A 14,971-nucleotide genomic window follows, 5' to 3' on the forward strand; every position below is an offset into this window, starting at 1 on the left:
CCATGCGCCTTGTCAAATCCCTTCTAGATCGTTGTTTCGACGTCATCACGCTGTTGAGCGAGAACGCCACTGGACTGTCGTTGGGCGAAATCAGCCGTCGGCTGGACGTCCCAAAGAGCGCGGCGCATCGCCTGCTCAACAGTCTGTGTGACTTGGGTTGGGCCGAACAGGACCCCGACAACGGGTTCTACCGGCTTTCGTTGCGCCTCGCCGTAATGGGCCAGCGCCTGTTGGCCGGAACTCGAATCCCCGATATCTGCCAACCGATACTGGACAGATTGGCCAGTAATACCAAAGGACTGGGCAGGATTGCGATTCTGGATCCCGATGGTTTGACGTGGATCTCCCACTCACAAGGGATGCGATCCGGCTTGATCTACCAGCCGGAACTCGTTGCAAAAGTTCCGCTGCACACGACCGCCAACGGCAAAGCCTGGCTAGCGACGCTGGATCGGGAGGAGGCGTTGGCAAGGGCCGTAGCGAGTGGACTGGGACGGACAGACCTGGGGGGCCCGCGGGTTATTACCTCGAGGCAGACATTTTCTGCGGCTTTGGATGAGACCGAAGAAAGGGGATGGGCCACTGCGATTGAGGAAGCGGAAGCCGGCGTCGCTGCTGTCGCCGCTGTCATTCGCGTTGGCGGTCAGGTTGTTGGAACGGTGAGCATCGCTGGCCCGATCCACCACTTTTCACCACTCGTAGTTCCTCAATTGGCGGAACAGGTGAAGGCCACTGCCCAGGAACTATCCGAACTTTGGCCCTATCGGATCGCCTCGCCCACCCCGCAAGCGAACGCTTCGAAAGCGTCGCAAGTCGTTGGCAACATTATCTAAATATCTTCCGTAGCTCACGGTGTACTTCTTGTAACGCCTACGTCTGTTGACACCCGCTTCTCTTAGTGGAATAACGTTCCAATAGCGATCGGGGAGATCGCGCTGGATCAAGTGGCCGCTTCGGTGGCCGGCAGGAGGAAACAGTTGGCTAGTGTTGAGCTCAAGTCCGTTCGCAAAGCTTACGGCGCCTTACCCGTGCTTCATGGCGTGTCTGTCGACATCAATGAAGGGGAATTTGTAACCCTGGTCGGGCCCTCGGGTTGCGGAAAGTCAACTCTGTTGAGGATGATTGCAGGCCTGGAAAACATCTCAGGTGGCGAGATCCAGATTGGCGGACGCACCGTCAACGATGTTCCTCCCAAGGCCAGAGATATCGCGATGGTCTTCCAGAACTATGCCCTTTATCCGCATATGACCGTTGCGGAAAACATGGGCTTCTCTCTGAAGCTGAAAAAGGCGCCCCGCGAGGAGCGGGCAACGCGCGTTCAACGAGCAGCTGAAATCCTCAGTCTCACGAAACTTCTTGATCGCTACCCCCGCGAACTCTCGGGCGGGCAACGTCAGCGTGTCGCGATGGGCAGAGCAATCGTTCGTAATCCCCAGGTGTTCCTGTTCGATGAGCCGCTTTCGAACCTCGATGCAAAGTTGCGCGTGCAAATGCGCGCTGAGATCAAGGAACTTCATCAGCGGCTCAAGACCACGACTGTTTACGTGACCCATGACCAGGTCGAGGCAATGACTATGGCCGACAAGATCGTCGTCATGCACGACGGTTATGTTGAGCAAGTCGGCGCGCCGCTTGAGCTGTATGACTATCCAGCCAACATATTTGTCGCCGGATTCATCGGATCGCCATCGATGAATTTCCTGAAGGGGAATGTGGAGCAAGGCCGGTTCGTTCTCGAGGATGAACACCAGCTGCCTTTGCCTCCAGGCATGGCCGGTCCGTCAGAGAAGGTGATCTACGGTATTCGACCTGAGCATCTCACTCTGAGTGACGAGGGTTTGCCCCTTACCGTCACAGTCGTTGAACCGACAGGTTCCGAGACCCAGGTCATCGCTCGGCATGGCACTCAAACCATCGTCTGCATATTCCGAGACCGAGTTTTACCGAAAGTTGGCGAGACCATCGTCGTGGCCCCTGATCTTTCGCGCGTCCACCTCTTCAGCGAGAGCACCGGAAGGCGCTTGTCCTAAGAACAGACACTACCCACTGCCTGAGACGGCCACAGGGGAATAGTAATCGAATGTCGATACCATCATTACAAGTCAGCAGCAATCAAGGCGCGACAGACCTGACGAGCAACGTCGTGGGCGCCACTGACAATGCAAACCGCTTTAGTTGGGCTCCCTTTCTCTGGTTTACGCCCGCAATCCTGATCCTGTTTCTTGTGACGCTCTATCCGACGATATTTGTGATCTGGTTGAGCTTTCAGAAAACGAAATACTACGAGCTCGTCGGCTTTAACGGTCTCGCCAATTACGTCGAAGTGCTACGTTCCTCCGAGTTCTGGGACACGACCATAATTTCTTTGACCTATGTTGGAGGCTCTCTGGCGGGCGCCATGATCCTCGGCATGGCTTCAGCGCTGGTCTTGAATCGGGCGGGCGTTACCGGCTCTGCGTTGCGCGTTTTCATCCTTTTTCCCTGGACGCTTTCCATGTCGGTTGTTGGCAGCATCTGGCTCTGGCTGCTCAACCCCTCTTTCGGGCCGGTACCGTATGTAATCCAGAAGCTAGGTATCGACCCCGGCCTGATGTTAGGGGATCCGGGAATGGCGTTGCCCCTCATCATCATCGTCACTGCTTGGTGGTCATTTCCCTATGTCATGGTGATGGCGACAGCAGCCATGCAGTCCATTCCGAAGGAACTCTACGAAGCGGTGGAAATTGATGGCGGCGGTGCGTTCGTGAAGTTCCGTTATGTCACGTTCACCGAAATCCTTCCCACTTTGGGAAGCACGGCACTGACGCTTTCCATCATGTATCTGACCTTGATGACGCTGATCATCGTCATGACTGGCGGAGGACCGCTGGGGTCGACGACCACGCTTAGCTTCGAAGCTTTCCGCGGAACCGTTCAAGCGGTCAACATCGGGCCGACTGCCGTCATTTCGATCGTCGTCCTGATAATCAATGTCGCCCTTGGTGCTCTTTACAGCCGGCTGACCGGCCGCGCTACCGGATAGGATCAAATATGAGTAACGCTCTCTCGAACCGATCGAACGGACAGATACCCGCGATCCTGGGATCCTTGATTATCGGGATTATCGTTCTCGGGCCAGTACTATGGGCCTTTGCGACATCGTTCAAAACAGAAGTAGAAGCGGTCGTCGTTCCGCCTACTCTTTGGCCGACTTCACCGACGCTGGATAACTACACCAAGGTCTTCCAGGACGCTGCTTTCCTCAATGATCTCTGGAACTCCGTTGCCTACTCCGTCGGGGCCGTAATCATAGCTCTCCTCGTCGGGATTCCAGGAGGTTATGCCGCCGCACGCTTTTCTTTCAAAGGTAAGCGGACCTTGATGCTGGTGATACTGGGGACCTCGATGGTGCCAGGTGTGGCGTTGCTGGTCCCCACTTATTATCTGCTGGAAACGGTCGGTTTGCTCAACAGCGGTATCGTGGTGACGATCATCCTCTCCGCGCGGATTATCCCTCAGACAGTCTGGTTCATCGCCAATTTCGTCGAAGCCGTTCCAATTGAGATCGAGGACTCCGCTATGATCGATGGCGCGTCCCGGTTTCAAATCATCTGGGCTCTGATCTTGCCGCTCATACGTCCGGGTATAGCGGCGGTCGCGACAATTGGCATCGTGACGACGTGGAACGACTACATCACGGTGGCGGTTTTTGCGCCCGAGGTCGCAAAACGGACCCTGCAGGTCGCCCTCGTCAATCAGGTGTTCGACGCCGTTGGCATTTCTTGGTCCTACATGATGGCCTTCGTGATGGTCGCATCATCACCGGTGATCTTCATGTTCGGCTTCGTTCAGAAATGGTTCATCTCCGGCCTGACGGCCGGCGCCGTTAAAGGCTGATGACCTAAACAAATCCACACATCATGTTCAATCTGGGAGGAAGACGCATGCAAACCATATCAAAACGGAAATTTATCAAAACATCCGCGGCGCTGGCGGTTGGGACTGCCATATCAGCTTTCGTTGCTACGCAGGCCTTCGCCGAAAGCACGAAGATCATCTACCAGACATTCCTGGATCCAAACAATTCGAAGGATCCCCGGTCTGCAGCTCAGACCAAGATGATTGACGCTTTTCAGGCGAAGAACCCAGACATCAAGGTCGAGCTGCTTGTCGATCCAACCGGGGGAGCAGCAGCACGCGCTATCAAGTCCGGAAGCCAGACACCAGACGTGATCCGCGTCGTCGGCTTTGCTGTTTCCGAATTTGCTGCCACCGGAAATCTTCTCCAGCTCGACGATTTGGTGAAGAAGGACGGCATTCCGGATGACGATTGGCTCCTGCCTCTGTCGAGCACGAAGGTCGACGGAAAGCTCTATGCTCTTCCCCAAGACTTCCGCATTCCAATCCTCTTCTACCGCAAAAGCATGTTGGAGAAGGCCGGGGTCAAGCCACCGACGACCTGGGATGAAGTATGCGCACTAGGCGACAAATTCGGTCAATCGGATACGATCACCTTCGCTGTTCCGCTTGGAGCAACAGGCGGTCTTGGCGGCGCCCAAAGCCTTGGAGAATTCTTTCTAAGCACGATGCTGCCTGGCAATGGCGGTCAATATTTTACCCCTGATGGTAAGATCGCTTTTTCGAAGGAGTCGTTCATCAAGGCGGCGCAAACGATCAAAGACTTTTATACGAAGTGCAAGGTGACTCCACTGCGCAGCGCCCAGATGGGGTTCAACGAATTGCACGATGCTCTCCGCTCTGGCAGTGCAGCGACGGCGGTGTTTGGCGTTTATCGTTATAAGACAGTGAAGCAGCAAGGTGGCGGTGACGATCTAGCTTGGGCTCCGGCGCCAGGGTATACGGCAAACGACAAGCAAACGGTCTACAGCTACAATATCGCGATCAACAAGAAGACCGCAAATCCAGATGCCGCTTGGACCTTTACGAAGTTTATGGTGTCGCCGGAGGCGCAAGCTTTCGCAGCCGAGGGCGGCGAAGTTGTATCGCGCAAATCAGCATACACTTCGCCATATTTCCAGAGCGACGCCGGTAAGGACCAGAAGCAGTGGGCTGACTTGGTAGCCCAGCGTGGCCAGACAGTGACCTACTCCCCGATCCTCTCGACGTATCACACCATCTTGGGTGAGGCTTTCCAGCGGATGATCCTGAAAGATGGATCGCCGGCAGATGCCTACGACGAACTGATCGAACGGTATGGAGCGGCTCTCGCGAAGGCGCAGTAAAGCTAGCCTCCTCGAAACGAGGCTGGATGGCGGGGTCGTCGCCGCCATCCAGTCCTTTCCGACAAGGCCATCTACGGTCGTCGTCGGAACCTCGACGTTAAAATTGGTGGTTCGGGCGACCCCAGTTTTCGCTCAACGGCGGCTGAAAAGCCGATGGGTACTGCTGTGCCATGCGCTCTCACACGGTGCGCGCAACCCCTGGACCAGCGAGCCACATTCAGACTGATGAAAGGCATCCGCGATGAGATATCGATACCTTGGAAGAACTGGGGTTCAGGTCAGCGAGTACATGCTCGGCACGATGAGCTACGGATCTGATGGAAATACTGACGAGAAAGAATGCATCGAGATTTTGCATAGAGCGCTCGATCGCGGCATCAACTTCATCGACACTGCTGACACTTATTCTCATGGCGAATCCGAAGAGATCGTCGGCAAGGCGATTGCAGGCCGTCGTGACTCAGTGGTGCTTGCGACCAAGTTTCGGTTGGCGGCCGGTGAAGGACGCAACGAAGAGGGTGGCTCCCGCTATTGGATTATGAAGCAGGTCGAAAACAGCCTGCGAAGGTTGAACACTGATCACATCGATCTCTACCAAATGCATCGGCCCGACCTTCACACCGATCTTGATGAAACACTCGGCGCCCTCAACGACCTCGTGGCCCAAGGCAAGGTTCGGTATATCGGCTGCTCCACAGTGCCGAGCTGGTATCTGGCAGAGACGCAATCGGTAAGCCGATTGAACAAGACGGCGCGGTTCATCAATGAAAGCTCGCCCTACTCGATTTTTCAACGGGCTGTGGAAAGAGAGACGCTCCCTGCCGTCCAACACTACCGCATGGGTTTCACCGCTTGGAGCCCGCTGAATGGCGGCTGGCTGACTGGCAAGTACAAGGGCGATGGCTCAGTGCCGTCAGGATCCCGAGCCGAGCGTGTCAAAGAGCAGTGGGGACAGCACTACCCAATCCTGCAAACGCGATTCGACATGCAGCGCGAGGGCAACCGTCGCAAACTGGAGCTGCTTCCAGAACTTGGGCGCGTTGCGACCGAGGCAGGTTTGTCCCTGATGCACATGGCTCAGGCGTTCCCACTTGCGCACGCCGCAGTAACGTCTGTGATTCTCGGCCCACGGACGCTCGAGCAGTTCAAGAGCATGGAAGCGGGTTTCGAGACAGTCCTCCAGTCCGCGACGCTCGACCAGATAGACGCGCTTGTTCCGCCGGGATCGCTCATTGAAGAGGCCGACCGTGGCTATGTCTCTCCATGGCTCGCGCCAGAGGTTCGTCGTCATTCGAGGAAGGCTGCCTAAGTGAAAGCTGATTGCGACCGGACTTCAGTGTCAGGACAACCGTTTGCTTATCAAACGACCGCCGGGATCCAGACTTTGTTTCTGCGAATGATCTCAGAACCATTCATCTGCAAAGCTAAGAGGGGCCGATGACGAACATTGTCTTAAATCACGCCACCGTGCGCGAGAGAGCAGATATGTTGACTTATCTTCGACTCTGCTCGGAGCGAGGGCTGGATACTGTCTCCATTTGGGGAGACGAGATTGCCAAAGTTGGCGAAAACGACGCTCTGTCTGTTTTGCAAGATTTTGGAATGACGGTCTCGGGATATAACCGGGTTGGGCCGTTGAATGCTTATCAATTCGACCTGGTTGAGGCGGAACTTGAGCGGGCGGCGAAATTTGAGGCCGACCATGTCTTCCTGTTTACCGGTGGCTTTCGAGACAATGAAAAGGACTTGGTTTCAGCAAGACGAAGGATTGAGGATACAATTGGTAAAGTCCTCGACAGCGCGCGAAAGATCGGAGTGAAGCTCGCCATTGAGCCACTCCATCCTATGGTCACAGGCGACCGAAGCGTCATCTCTAGTCTCTCCCATGCAAATTCTCTGTGCGAAGCGCTGGGGCCGGGCATCGGAGTGGTCGTTGATGTCTATCATTGCTGGTGGGACGAGCGATTACACGCCGAAATCGCGCGGGCCGGCGACGCCGGTCGGCTCTTTGGTTTTCACGTCAACGACTGGCTCATCCCTACCCGTCATGTCCTGACCGATCGAGGCATGATGGGCGACGGGATCATAGATCTGCGCGGCATCCACTCGATGATGCGACGTGCCGGATACGATGGAGCGGTTGAAGTGGAGATCTTCTCAACCGAGTGGTGGTCTCGCGACCCGGCGGAGGTGATGGATATCGCCATCGAGCGTTGCAGTAACCTGTTCAGCGAGGATTGAAATCATGCGGGTCAATATCCCTAACCTCGACGGCAACTCGCGTGTTTACGCTGTCTTCGGCGATCCGATCCATCAGGTACAGACGCCGCGCCTGATCAACCCGATCTTTGCCGCCGCCGAAGTTAACATCTACGCGGTGCCGTTTCTGATAACCGCCGAACATTTCTCGGCGGCGTGGGATATTTTTGCTGCGATTCCAAACCTTTGCGGTATTAGCACGACGATCCCTCACAAGGTGGCTGCTGCCAAGAGGTGTTCAACTCTCACGCCGACGGCGAAGGCAGTCGGTGCCGTCAACTGCGTCCAGCGCGCAGAGGACGGGCAGATGAACGGTGCGCTGTTCGATGGTATAGGCTTTGTTGACGGTCTCGGTGAGGCAAAGTCGCGACTGCGCGGCGCACGTGTGCTGATTGTCGGAGCTGGTGGAGCTGGCCGCACGATTGCGTTTGCACTTGCTGAGGAAGGTGTTGCCAAGATCGATCTCATGGATCTCTCGGCAGAATCCGTCGCCTTCACTGTGGCAATGGTCAATAATTTCCGTGGTGAAGAATGCGCAGCTGCGGGAGATGAATCGGCAGGGTGGGACTACGACATCGTCATCAATGCGTCCCCGATCGGCGTCAAGGGAGATAGCATATTCCCCATGCCGGCTGCCGCAATACGGCCTGAAATGCTCATCGCCGATATAGCAAGCTTAAGCGAAGACACGACACTTTTACGCGCTGCCAAGGCAGCTGGCGCGACGGTGTCTGACGGCAATGACATGCTGCTCGCGCAGATCCGCCTGATGGCGGGTTTTGCTGCAGGTCTGCCGGCAGGAACTGCGCTTTGACAATCCAGAAACCGAGAAGGATTAATTCATGAATATCCAAGCCCAGGGTATTGTCCCCGTTATGCTTACTCCTTTCACGCCGGATAACCGGATCGATTGGGAAGGTCTTGAGCGACTTGTGGAATGGTATATCGCCAATGGCGCTGACACCCTCTTTGCCGTCTGCCAATCGAGCGAGATGCAAAAGCTATCGCTGGAAGAGCGAGTTGAGCTTTCCAAAAAAGTTGTTTCGCTAGCTGCCGGTCGTGTGCCGGTCATATCATCAGGACACATCAGCGACAGCAGCGATGATCAGCGCACCGAACTGGTTGCAATGGCGGAGACTGGGATCGATGCTCTTGTCCTCGTTAGCAACAGGCTCGACACACGGAACGAAGGGCCAGAAGCGTTTCGTACCAACCTCGATGCGATCTTGACCTGGCTCCCCAGCGATCTCGCCCTCGGTCTATACGAATGCCCAGCTCCCTACCGCCGTCTCCTGAGCGATGACGAGTTCAAGCTGTGCCGTGACACCGGTCGCTTTGTAACGCTTAAGGATGTCTCTTGCGATCTCGAGACGGTCAAACGACGTGTCGCGCTCTCCGGCGACTCTGGCTTTGCAATCGTGAACGCCAATGCAGCTATCGCTGCAGCCGCAATGCGCGCTGGATCGAAAGGTTTCTCTGGCGTCTTCACCAACATCCACCCCGACCTCTACGCTTGGCTTTATAAGCACGCTTCCGAAGACAGCGTTTTGCGCCGCGAGCTTGAAACCTTCCTGGCGCTCGCAGCGATGGCTGAACCTATGGGTTATCCTGGTCTTGCCAAGGTTTGGCACAAGCGCCTCGGCACATTTGACAGCATCCATTCTCGTGTAACGGATTATGACATCGCCGAGCGGCACTGGGCCGTCATGGATCTCATGGACCATATTCAGCATGGGACGGAGAGGTTTCGCGAGCGGATCAAGCAAGCGTCCTAACGGTGGACGTTGGATTTGCTCTGAATGAACACATCCGCCGCGGCGCCGTCGTCCAAAGCAAAGATGGTCGGGCGAGCGGGATATTTCATCTTTCAGGTGACACCGTCATATAACCGAGAGGCAGACAGAAAAAGTTATGCTAGCCAAACCCGACATCATTGCATTGGCTCATCAGCTACACAGACTGCGTGTTGAGGGACGCCAAGTTGTGACAGGCCGTCTCGTGTCAGTGCCCGAAGCCCTTGAGGATGCGATCGAGGTACAGAGCCAGTTGTCGAAGCTTGAAGGTGCAGCTGCCAACGCCTGGAAAGTAGCGAAATCGCCCGGCGGCGACCCTGTCGCCGCTCCGCTTCATCCTTACCTGACAAGTCCTCTCGGCGCGGTGCTTCCTTGGCTGAAAGGTACTAAAATCGAGGTGGAAATTGCAGTTGAGCTCGGGCGGGATCTCCCTGTTCCAACGGAGAGGTCCTATGAGCGGGCCGAGATCCTGGCCGCGATTTCTAACGTCTACCTTGGCGCCGAAATGGTTTGGAGCTGCATTTCGGAAGGCGGCACCATCTCCTTCCCGGCGTTTCTGGCAGATCGCCTCGGAAACATGGGGTACGTAAGAGGCCCAACCCTGCCCCTAGACATCCTTCAGCCGGGTTCGGATTTTCCTCTTACGCTCTCGCTCAACGGCCAAGTCGCCTTCGACGCTGCCGGACAACATCCGACGAAAGACCCGCTTACCTGGCTTTCTGATTACGCGAACGATCGATCAAGGCCTGCAACCGCGCTCAAAGTGGGCATGATGATCACGACGGGGAGCCTCTGCGGTGCAATCGAAGTTCCCGGTCCAGGCGACGTGTCCATCAAGCTCGGCGAGCATGCTGTGCTTACTTTCGAGCTTCGTGAACGCGCGAGACAAGGAGCCTGACGCAATGCAACTGAATTCCGTCTCTGCTGTGAACACCTACTCGTACACGTGCCAGCACTCCCATGCCGATGGCGCTAAGAGCTCGGCGACAGCCCTCCATCAAAAAAACCTGAGTTGCGGTCGCCAATGGGCAATGCCGGAGCAACGCGACTATCCACACAGCTTGAAATCGCGCGTAGCAACACGGAGACATCAATGATTATCAACACGTTTTCCTATCTTTGGAAATCCACGGCTGTGGAGGCAATGTCTGAACTCACCCGCCATGGCTTTACCGTTTTCGAAGTTCCCGTGAGTTCCCCGCACTGCTGGCCGGACGAAATGTCGGCAAGACTGCGTTCGGACGCTAAGAAGCAGCTGCAGGATCATGGAGCAAGCGTCAGGTCCTTGAATGCCGGCGGGTACGATATCAACCTCGCTAGCCCGGCCGCGAATATGAGGCGCAAAAGCGTAGACCATATCAAGGACGTGATCCAACTTGCGGTCGATTGGGGAGTAACGGATGTTGTAATCTCTCCGGGAACGCGCCGCCCGATGATTTCTCCGACGATCCCGCAAGCCCTTGGCTGGTTTTATGAAAGTCTTGAGGTGCTTCTGCCGGTGGCAAAGCAAGCCGGCGTGCGGCTCCTCATGGAGAATACCCCATATTGTTTCAGGCCGACGATCGGCGAACTCGTCGGCGTCGTCGAGGAAATCAAAAGCGACCATCTGAGCATCGTCTATGATGTCGCAAACGCGGCCTATATCGGCGAGGACCCCGTAGCGAGCCTTCGATCACATCACGCGCACATTGGTCTCGTGCACATTTCTGATACGGGGACGGACGTCTGGGGTCACGATCCGATCGGTACGGGGGTCGTCGATTTCGAAGGTCTGGGACAAGCGGTCAGTTCAGTCTTCAGTACCGATCTCGTCGTTCTCGAGATTATCCGCGAGGAAGAACCGCTGCTGGAAATTAACAAAGGATTGGAGGAGCTGAGAAAAAGAGGCTGGGACCTTGGTTCGTGATGTGTCGAAATTCAGAAACGCGAATTTCTCGTTAGCTCCTGATTAGTGATCCATCTGAGGTGGCGGAGTGAGGGGGCTCAGCGGAAAGTCCGCGCCCTTAGATCAGCGCGACCCCAGCTACCGACCGTCACTACAGGGTGCATCCAGTTAGTGTTCACACGAACTAGAATCTGATTGTGATTTGGAAATCAATTCCATATAGTTCGACTTAGTTGCCGACGAGGAGAAGCGCAGATGAGAGTCATAGTCAGTGGAGGAAGTCGCGGAATTGGAGCTGCGGTTTGTATTCGGATAGCTGAAGCCGCGGCATCAAGAGGCGAGCGTGCGCAGATCGCCGTGTGTGGTCTTGGCTCGTCCGAACCGCAAGAGGAAGTGGCACGCGCGGTGCGCGCCTTGGGTGGCGACGCTATTGCGTTGTCCGGCGACTTGAGCAACATCGATGTCGCCCCGAGCCTCGTAGAGGCGGCGGTATCTGAATTTGGTGGCCTTGACGCCCTTGTTGCCAATGCCGGCGTAGCTAGCCCCGCACGTATCTGCGATTTGTCCGTTGCCGAATGGGACAAAATGTTCGAGGTCAACCTTCGCGGGGCGTGGCTTCTTGCAAAATATTGCTATCCGCATCTGAAAAAGAACGGTGGCGCAGCATGCTTCACATCCTCGATGTCAGGACAACTGCCCCATGCGGGATCAGGGGCATATAGTCCAACCAAAGCGGCGCTAACCATGCTCGCGCAGACTCTCGCCTTAGAATGGGCACCGGACGGCATTCGCGTAAACGTCGTCTCTCCGGGGATGACCCACACCCCCATGACTGAGAAAATGTACGCCGATCCGGCGATTAAGCAGGCAAGAGAGAAGCTCATCCCGCTTTCAAGGATCGGCGATCCAAGAGATATCGCGAATGCAATTGAGTTCCTGATAAGCCCGCTTGCCGGCTACATCACCGGTCAAGACCTCTGCGTCGACGGCGGCTTTTCAAAAACAATCCTAAGCCATATCCCTGGGCGTCCGAGCTCGAAATAGAAGCCGGGATTTCCTTAGTGATGATCAAGATGTTTTAGTAAGGACGGGCTGGGAAGATGCCGCCAGTCTCGCACAGGTTTTGCAAACGTACTCCTCGGGTCTCGAAGATTGTCTGCAGCGATATCAAAACCGAAGAGTCGGCCGGGCTAAAGACTTGGTACTACGGGCACGCCGGCGCTGCGACATTACACATGCGATTGATGCTGCGGAAAACGCCAAATGGTATGGAGATTTGCGCGTGGAAACCGGCGTTAACATCATTCGTGGGATCGCATCTAATATCGAAGGTGGGCCGCTCGGCTGACATTGGTGAGAACATACGAGTCGTTCTTCGTCCAATGTACAAAACCGAGGTGATCACGGACGAAAACAGCCTAACACCCGAAGAGATGGTCGGCACGCCTTCGGGTGCAAAAAGGGGGGTAATCGGCGCTATAACTATACGAATTTTGAGTTCAAGCGACCGGATGGTGAAGGGGCGAAACGGGCTGCTTGTATCTAGACTGGGCATTAGCAGACTCCGTTGCGTTAGTACGAACTCCAAGTATATGATATAGACCTAGCGTCAATTGGGCACTTCAAGTCGCCTAGGTATATCGAAGGAAACCATCATGCTCGAACTGGAACCGCTCTGCTTTTCTTCTGAATGCCCGAGCCGGGCATTGTTCGATCAGATTGCTGACAAGTGGTCGATGATGGTGCTTGCCGTACTCGATGACGGACCGCAGCGCTTCAACGCCATTCGCCGTCGGCTGCAAGGCGTCACGCAAAAAGCGCTCACTCAGTGCCTCCGCCGCCTCGAGCGCAACGGTCTCATAGCGAGAGAGGTGATTTCACTCTCGCCGGTCGCCGTTCAGTATCAGGTGACACCGCTGGGCCGCACCTTACGGGAGCCACTCCAGGAACTTCACAAATGGACACTGTTAAAGCTGCCACAGGTCACTGCGGCAAGGGAGGCTTTCGACAGCACAGAGGGTGGGCAGAAGGGCGCGGATAGATCGCTAATCCAGTTACGCCTGTGAAGCGAGGAGAGCGACTGCAGGAGGTCCGATACCGGCTCGCGGCGGTTCGGAAATGAGAGTTCGGGCCAGGTATACCGTGCCCTACCAGGGCTACTTTAAGTGCCTAATTGACGCCAAGTTTACAAAAGATACCTATGTCTCCGTCAACAATGATGGAGCTTTCTCATGCGTAACAATCTTCAATTCTATATCGACGGAGCCTGGGTGCAGCCCAAAGGCAAAGCCGTAATCGATGTTATCAACCCAGCGGACGAGGCTGTTATTGGTCAAGTCGCGCTGGGCGATGCGAGCGACGCGGACGACGCCGTTTCAGCCGCGCGAAAGGCTTTTGAAACCTATTCACTCACCTCGATTGAGGAGCGAATCTCGCTCTTCGACCGCATTATTGCTGCCTACGACAAGCGAGCGAGCGACCTAGCTCTTGCGGTAACGGATGAAATGGGCGCGCCGCAATGGCTTTCGGAGCAATTGCAGGTGACCGTCGGCGTTGCCCATTTCCAGATTGCACGAGCAGCGCTTGCGACCTACCGTTTTGATGAGCCTCTTGGCACAAGCGAAGTCGTGCGCGAGCCGATCGGCGTTTGTGCTCTGATCACACCGTGGAATTGGCCGCTGATGTTGATGGCCGCAAAGGTGGCACCTGCGCTTGCTGCGGGTTGCACCGTGGTGTTGAAACCGTCTGAAATCGCGCCGTTCTCAGGTACGATCCTTGCCGAGATCCTCCATGACGCCGGAGTACCCAAGGGCGTGTTCAATCTTGTTCATGGAGATGGCCGCGTTGTCGGCAATGCTTTGACGAGCCATCCCGAGGTGGACCTTGTCTCCTTCACTGGCTCAACCGCAGCTGGGATCGAGGTGGCTCGCACCGGTGCGCTTACCGTCAAAAGGGTGCATCAGGAACTAGGAGGGAAGTCACCCAACATCGTTCTGCGCAGCGCGGATCTCGCTTCTGCTATCGAAGGGGGCGTAGCGCAGATGATGCTGAACAGCGGACAGAACTGCAGCGCACCGTCTCGGATGCTGGTCCATGTCGATCAGGTTGCCGAAGCGATCGGCTTTGCCAAGGCGGCCGCCGAAACCTGGTCGGTCGGCCATCCTTCTTCCAATGCAAAGATGGGACCGGTGGCCTCGGAAGCGCAATGGAACAAAATCCAGCGTCTGATCCAGTCGGGTCTCGATGAAGGCGCCACGCTTGTGACTGGAGGCCTCGGCCGTCCCGACGGACTTGACGCTGGCTTTTACGTCCGGCCTACGGTCTTTGCCGATGTGCGCAACGACATGACGATCGCGCGCGAAGAAATCTTTGGGCCAGTTCTGGTCATCATCGCCTATTCCGACGAAGAAGAAGCGGTGAGGATCGCCAACGACACGACCTACGGCCTTGCTGCCTATGTTCAGGGTGAGCGAGTTGCGGCCGAAGCAATCGCGCGTCGCCTGCGTGCCGGCCAAGTCTACTTGAACAATGTTAATCTTGATCTGGCTGCGCCGTTCGGCGGCTATAAGCAGTCCGGCAACGGACGTGAATGGGGTCCGATGGCAATCGGCGAATTCCTCGAGATCAAGGCCATCATCGGTTTCCGCGATGCAGCCTGACATCTAGGTCACGTTGAGAATGAATGCCCGGAACCAGATTGGTCCGGGCATTCAGCAAATGTTGACCGACCGCCAACTAGGCCGTGTCCCCATAACGGGGTTCATGTTGGTGCTGGTATGTGATTCAATCTCCAGAAAAGGAGATTGCTATGC

General features: G+C 55.9%; 14 protein-coding genes. All 14 read left to right on the forward strand.

The window, feature by feature from the left end; translation table 11 throughout:
- Positions 1-2: 2 nt before the first annotated feature.
- The 14 genes from AB6803_RS27665 to AB6803_RS27730 all read left to right on the forward strand — a co-directional run bounded on the left by AB6803_RS27665 (position 3) and on the right by AB6803_RS27730 (position 14,818).
- Positions 3-833 carry an IclR family transcriptional regulator gene (locus AB6803_RS27665; RefSeq protein WP_371111900.1) on the forward strand — a complete coding sequence of 277 codons (831 nt, stop codon included), beginning with the start codon at positions 3-5 and terminating at the stop codon, positions 831-833.
- A 144-nt stretch (positions 834-977) separates the two neighbouring features.
- Positions 978-2,030, forward strand: a complete 1,053-nt coding sequence (locus AB6803_RS27670) for an ABC transporter ATP-binding protein (RefSeq protein WP_371111901.1) — start codon at positions 978-980, stop codon at positions 2,028-2,030.
- Positions 2,031-2,080: 50 nt separating this feature from the next.
- Positions 2,081-3,022 (forward strand): carbohydrate ABC transporter permease, encoded by a 942-nt coding sequence (locus AB6803_RS27675; protein ID WP_371111902.1) that lies wholly within the window; start codon positions 2,081-2,083, stop codon positions 3,020-3,022.
- 8 nt (positions 3,023-3,030) lie between these two features.
- Positions 3,031-3,876: a carbohydrate ABC transporter permease gene (locus tag AB6803_RS27680; RefSeq protein ID WP_371111903.1), complete on the forward strand. Its 846-nt coding sequence runs from the start codon at positions 3,031-3,033 to the stop codon at positions 3,874-3,876.
- Positions 3,877-3,923: 47 nt separating this feature from the next.
- Positions 3,924-5,222, forward strand: a complete 1,299-nt coding sequence (locus AB6803_RS27685) for a sugar ABC transporter substrate-binding protein (RefSeq protein WP_371111904.1) — start codon at positions 3,924-3,926, stop codon at positions 5,220-5,222.
- A gap of 289 nt (positions 5,223-5,511) precedes the next feature.
- Positions 5,512-6,531: an aldo/keto reductase gene (locus AB6803_RS27690; protein WP_371111905.1), complete on the forward strand. Its 1,020-nt coding sequence runs from the start codon at positions 5,512-5,514 to the stop codon at positions 6,529-6,531.
- A gap of 128 nt (positions 6,532-6,659) precedes the next feature.
- Positions 6,660-7,463: a sugar phosphate isomerase/epimerase family protein gene (locus AB6803_RS27695; RefSeq protein WP_371111906.1), complete on the forward strand. Its 804-nt coding sequence runs from the start codon at positions 6,660-6,662 to the stop codon at positions 7,461-7,463.
- Between the two features lie 4 nt (positions 7,464-7,467).
- Positions 7,468-8,295, forward strand: coding sequence for a shikimate dehydrogenase (locus AB6803_RS27700; protein WP_371111907.1), 828 nt, complete (start codon positions 7,468-7,470; stop codon positions 8,293-8,295).
- Between the two features lie 28 nt (positions 8,296-8,323).
- Positions 8,324-9,256, forward strand: a complete 933-nt coding sequence (locus AB6803_RS27705) for a dihydrodipicolinate synthase family protein (RefSeq protein ID WP_371111908.1) — start codon at positions 8,324-8,326, stop codon at positions 9,254-9,256.
- Positions 9,257-9,392: 136 nt separating this feature from the next.
- Positions 9,393-10,172 carry a 2-keto-4-pentenoate hydratase gene (locus tag AB6803_RS27710; RefSeq protein ID WP_371111909.1) on the forward strand — a complete coding sequence of 260 codons (780 nt, stop codon included), beginning with the start codon at positions 9,393-9,395 and terminating at the stop codon, positions 10,170-10,172.
- Between the two features lie 195 nt (positions 10,173-10,367).
- Complete coding sequence (locus tag AB6803_RS27715) at positions 10,368-11,180, forward strand: sugar phosphate isomerase/epimerase family protein (protein ID WP_371111910.1); 813 nt, start codon at positions 10,368-10,370, stop codon at positions 11,178-11,180.
- A 234-nt stretch (positions 11,181-11,414) separates the two neighbouring features.
- Positions 11,415-12,203, forward strand: a complete 789-nt coding sequence (locus AB6803_RS27720) for an SDR family NAD(P)-dependent oxidoreductase (RefSeq protein WP_371111911.1) — start codon at positions 11,415-11,417, stop codon at positions 12,201-12,203.
- 611 nt (positions 12,204-12,814) lie between these two features.
- Positions 12,815-13,225: a winged helix-turn-helix transcriptional regulator gene (locus AB6803_RS27725; RefSeq protein ID WP_371111912.1), complete on the forward strand. Its 411-nt coding sequence runs from the start codon at positions 12,815-12,817 to the stop codon at positions 13,223-13,225.
- Between the two features lie 165 nt (positions 13,226-13,390).
- Positions 13,391-14,818 (forward strand): aldehyde dehydrogenase family protein, encoded by a 1,428-nt coding sequence (locus tag AB6803_RS27730; protein WP_371111913.1) that lies wholly within the window; start codon positions 13,391-13,393, stop codon positions 14,816-14,818.
- Positions 14,819-14,971: the final 153 nt, after the last annotated feature.

The organism is Rhizobium sp. RCC_161_2, assembly GCF_041355235.1.
Taxonomy (GTDB): Bacteria; Pseudomonadota; Alphaproteobacteria; order Rhizobiales; family Rhizobiaceae; genus Rhizobium.

What these genes read in the sequence shown, in the direction of transcription:
- AB6803_RS27665 (WP_371111900.1), top strand. Translation starts at nt 3, where the DNA reads ATGCGCCTTGTCAAATCCCTTCTAGATCGTTGTTTCGACGTCATCACG.
- AB6803_RS27675 (WP_371111902.1), top strand. Translation starts at nt 2,081, where the DNA reads ATGTCGATACCATCATTACAAGTCAGCAGCAATCAAGGCGCGACAGAC.
- AB6803_RS27680 (WP_371111903.1), top strand. Translation starts at nt 3,031, where the DNA reads ATGAGTAACGCTCTCTCGAACCGATCGAACGGACAGATACCCGCGATC.
- AB6803_RS27685 (WP_371111904.1), top strand. Translation starts at nt 3,924, where the DNA reads ATGCAAACCATATCAAAACGGAAATTTATCAAAACATCCGCGGCGCTG.
- AB6803_RS27690 (WP_371111905.1), top strand. Translation starts at nt 5,512, where the DNA reads ATGCTCGGCACGATGAGCTACGGATCTGATGGAAATACTGACGAGAAA.
- AB6803_RS27695 (WP_371111906.1), top strand. Translation starts at nt 6,660, where the DNA reads ATGACGAACATTGTCTTAAATCACGCCACCGTGCGCGAGAGAGCAGAT.
- AB6803_RS27700 (WP_371111907.1), top strand. Translation starts at nt 7,468, where the DNA reads ATGCGGGTCAATATCCCTAACCTCGACGGCAACTCGCGTGTTTACGCT.
- AB6803_RS27705 (WP_371111908.1), top strand. Translation starts at nt 8,324, where the DNA reads ATGAATATCCAAGCCCAGGGTATTGTCCCCGTTATGCTTACTCCTTTC.
- AB6803_RS27710 (WP_371111909.1), top strand. Translation starts at nt 9,393, where the DNA reads ATGCTAGCCAAACCCGACATCATTGCATTGGCTCATCAGCTACACAGA.
- AB6803_RS27715 (WP_371111910.1), top strand. Translation starts at nt 10,368, where the DNA reads ATGATTATCAACACGTTTTCCTATCTTTGGAAATCCACGGCTGTGGAG.
- AB6803_RS27720 (WP_371111911.1), top strand. Translation starts at nt 11,415, where the DNA reads ATGAGAGTCATAGTCAGTGGAGGAAGTCGCGGAATTGGAGCTGCGGTT.
- AB6803_RS27725 (WP_371111912.1), top strand. Translation starts at nt 12,815, where the DNA reads ATGCTCGAACTGGAACCGCTCTGCTTTTCTTCTGAATGCCCGAGCCGG.
- AB6803_RS27730 (WP_371111913.1), top strand. Translation starts at nt 13,391, where the DNA reads ATGCGTAACAATCTTCAATTCTATATCGACGGAGCCTGGGTGCAGCCC.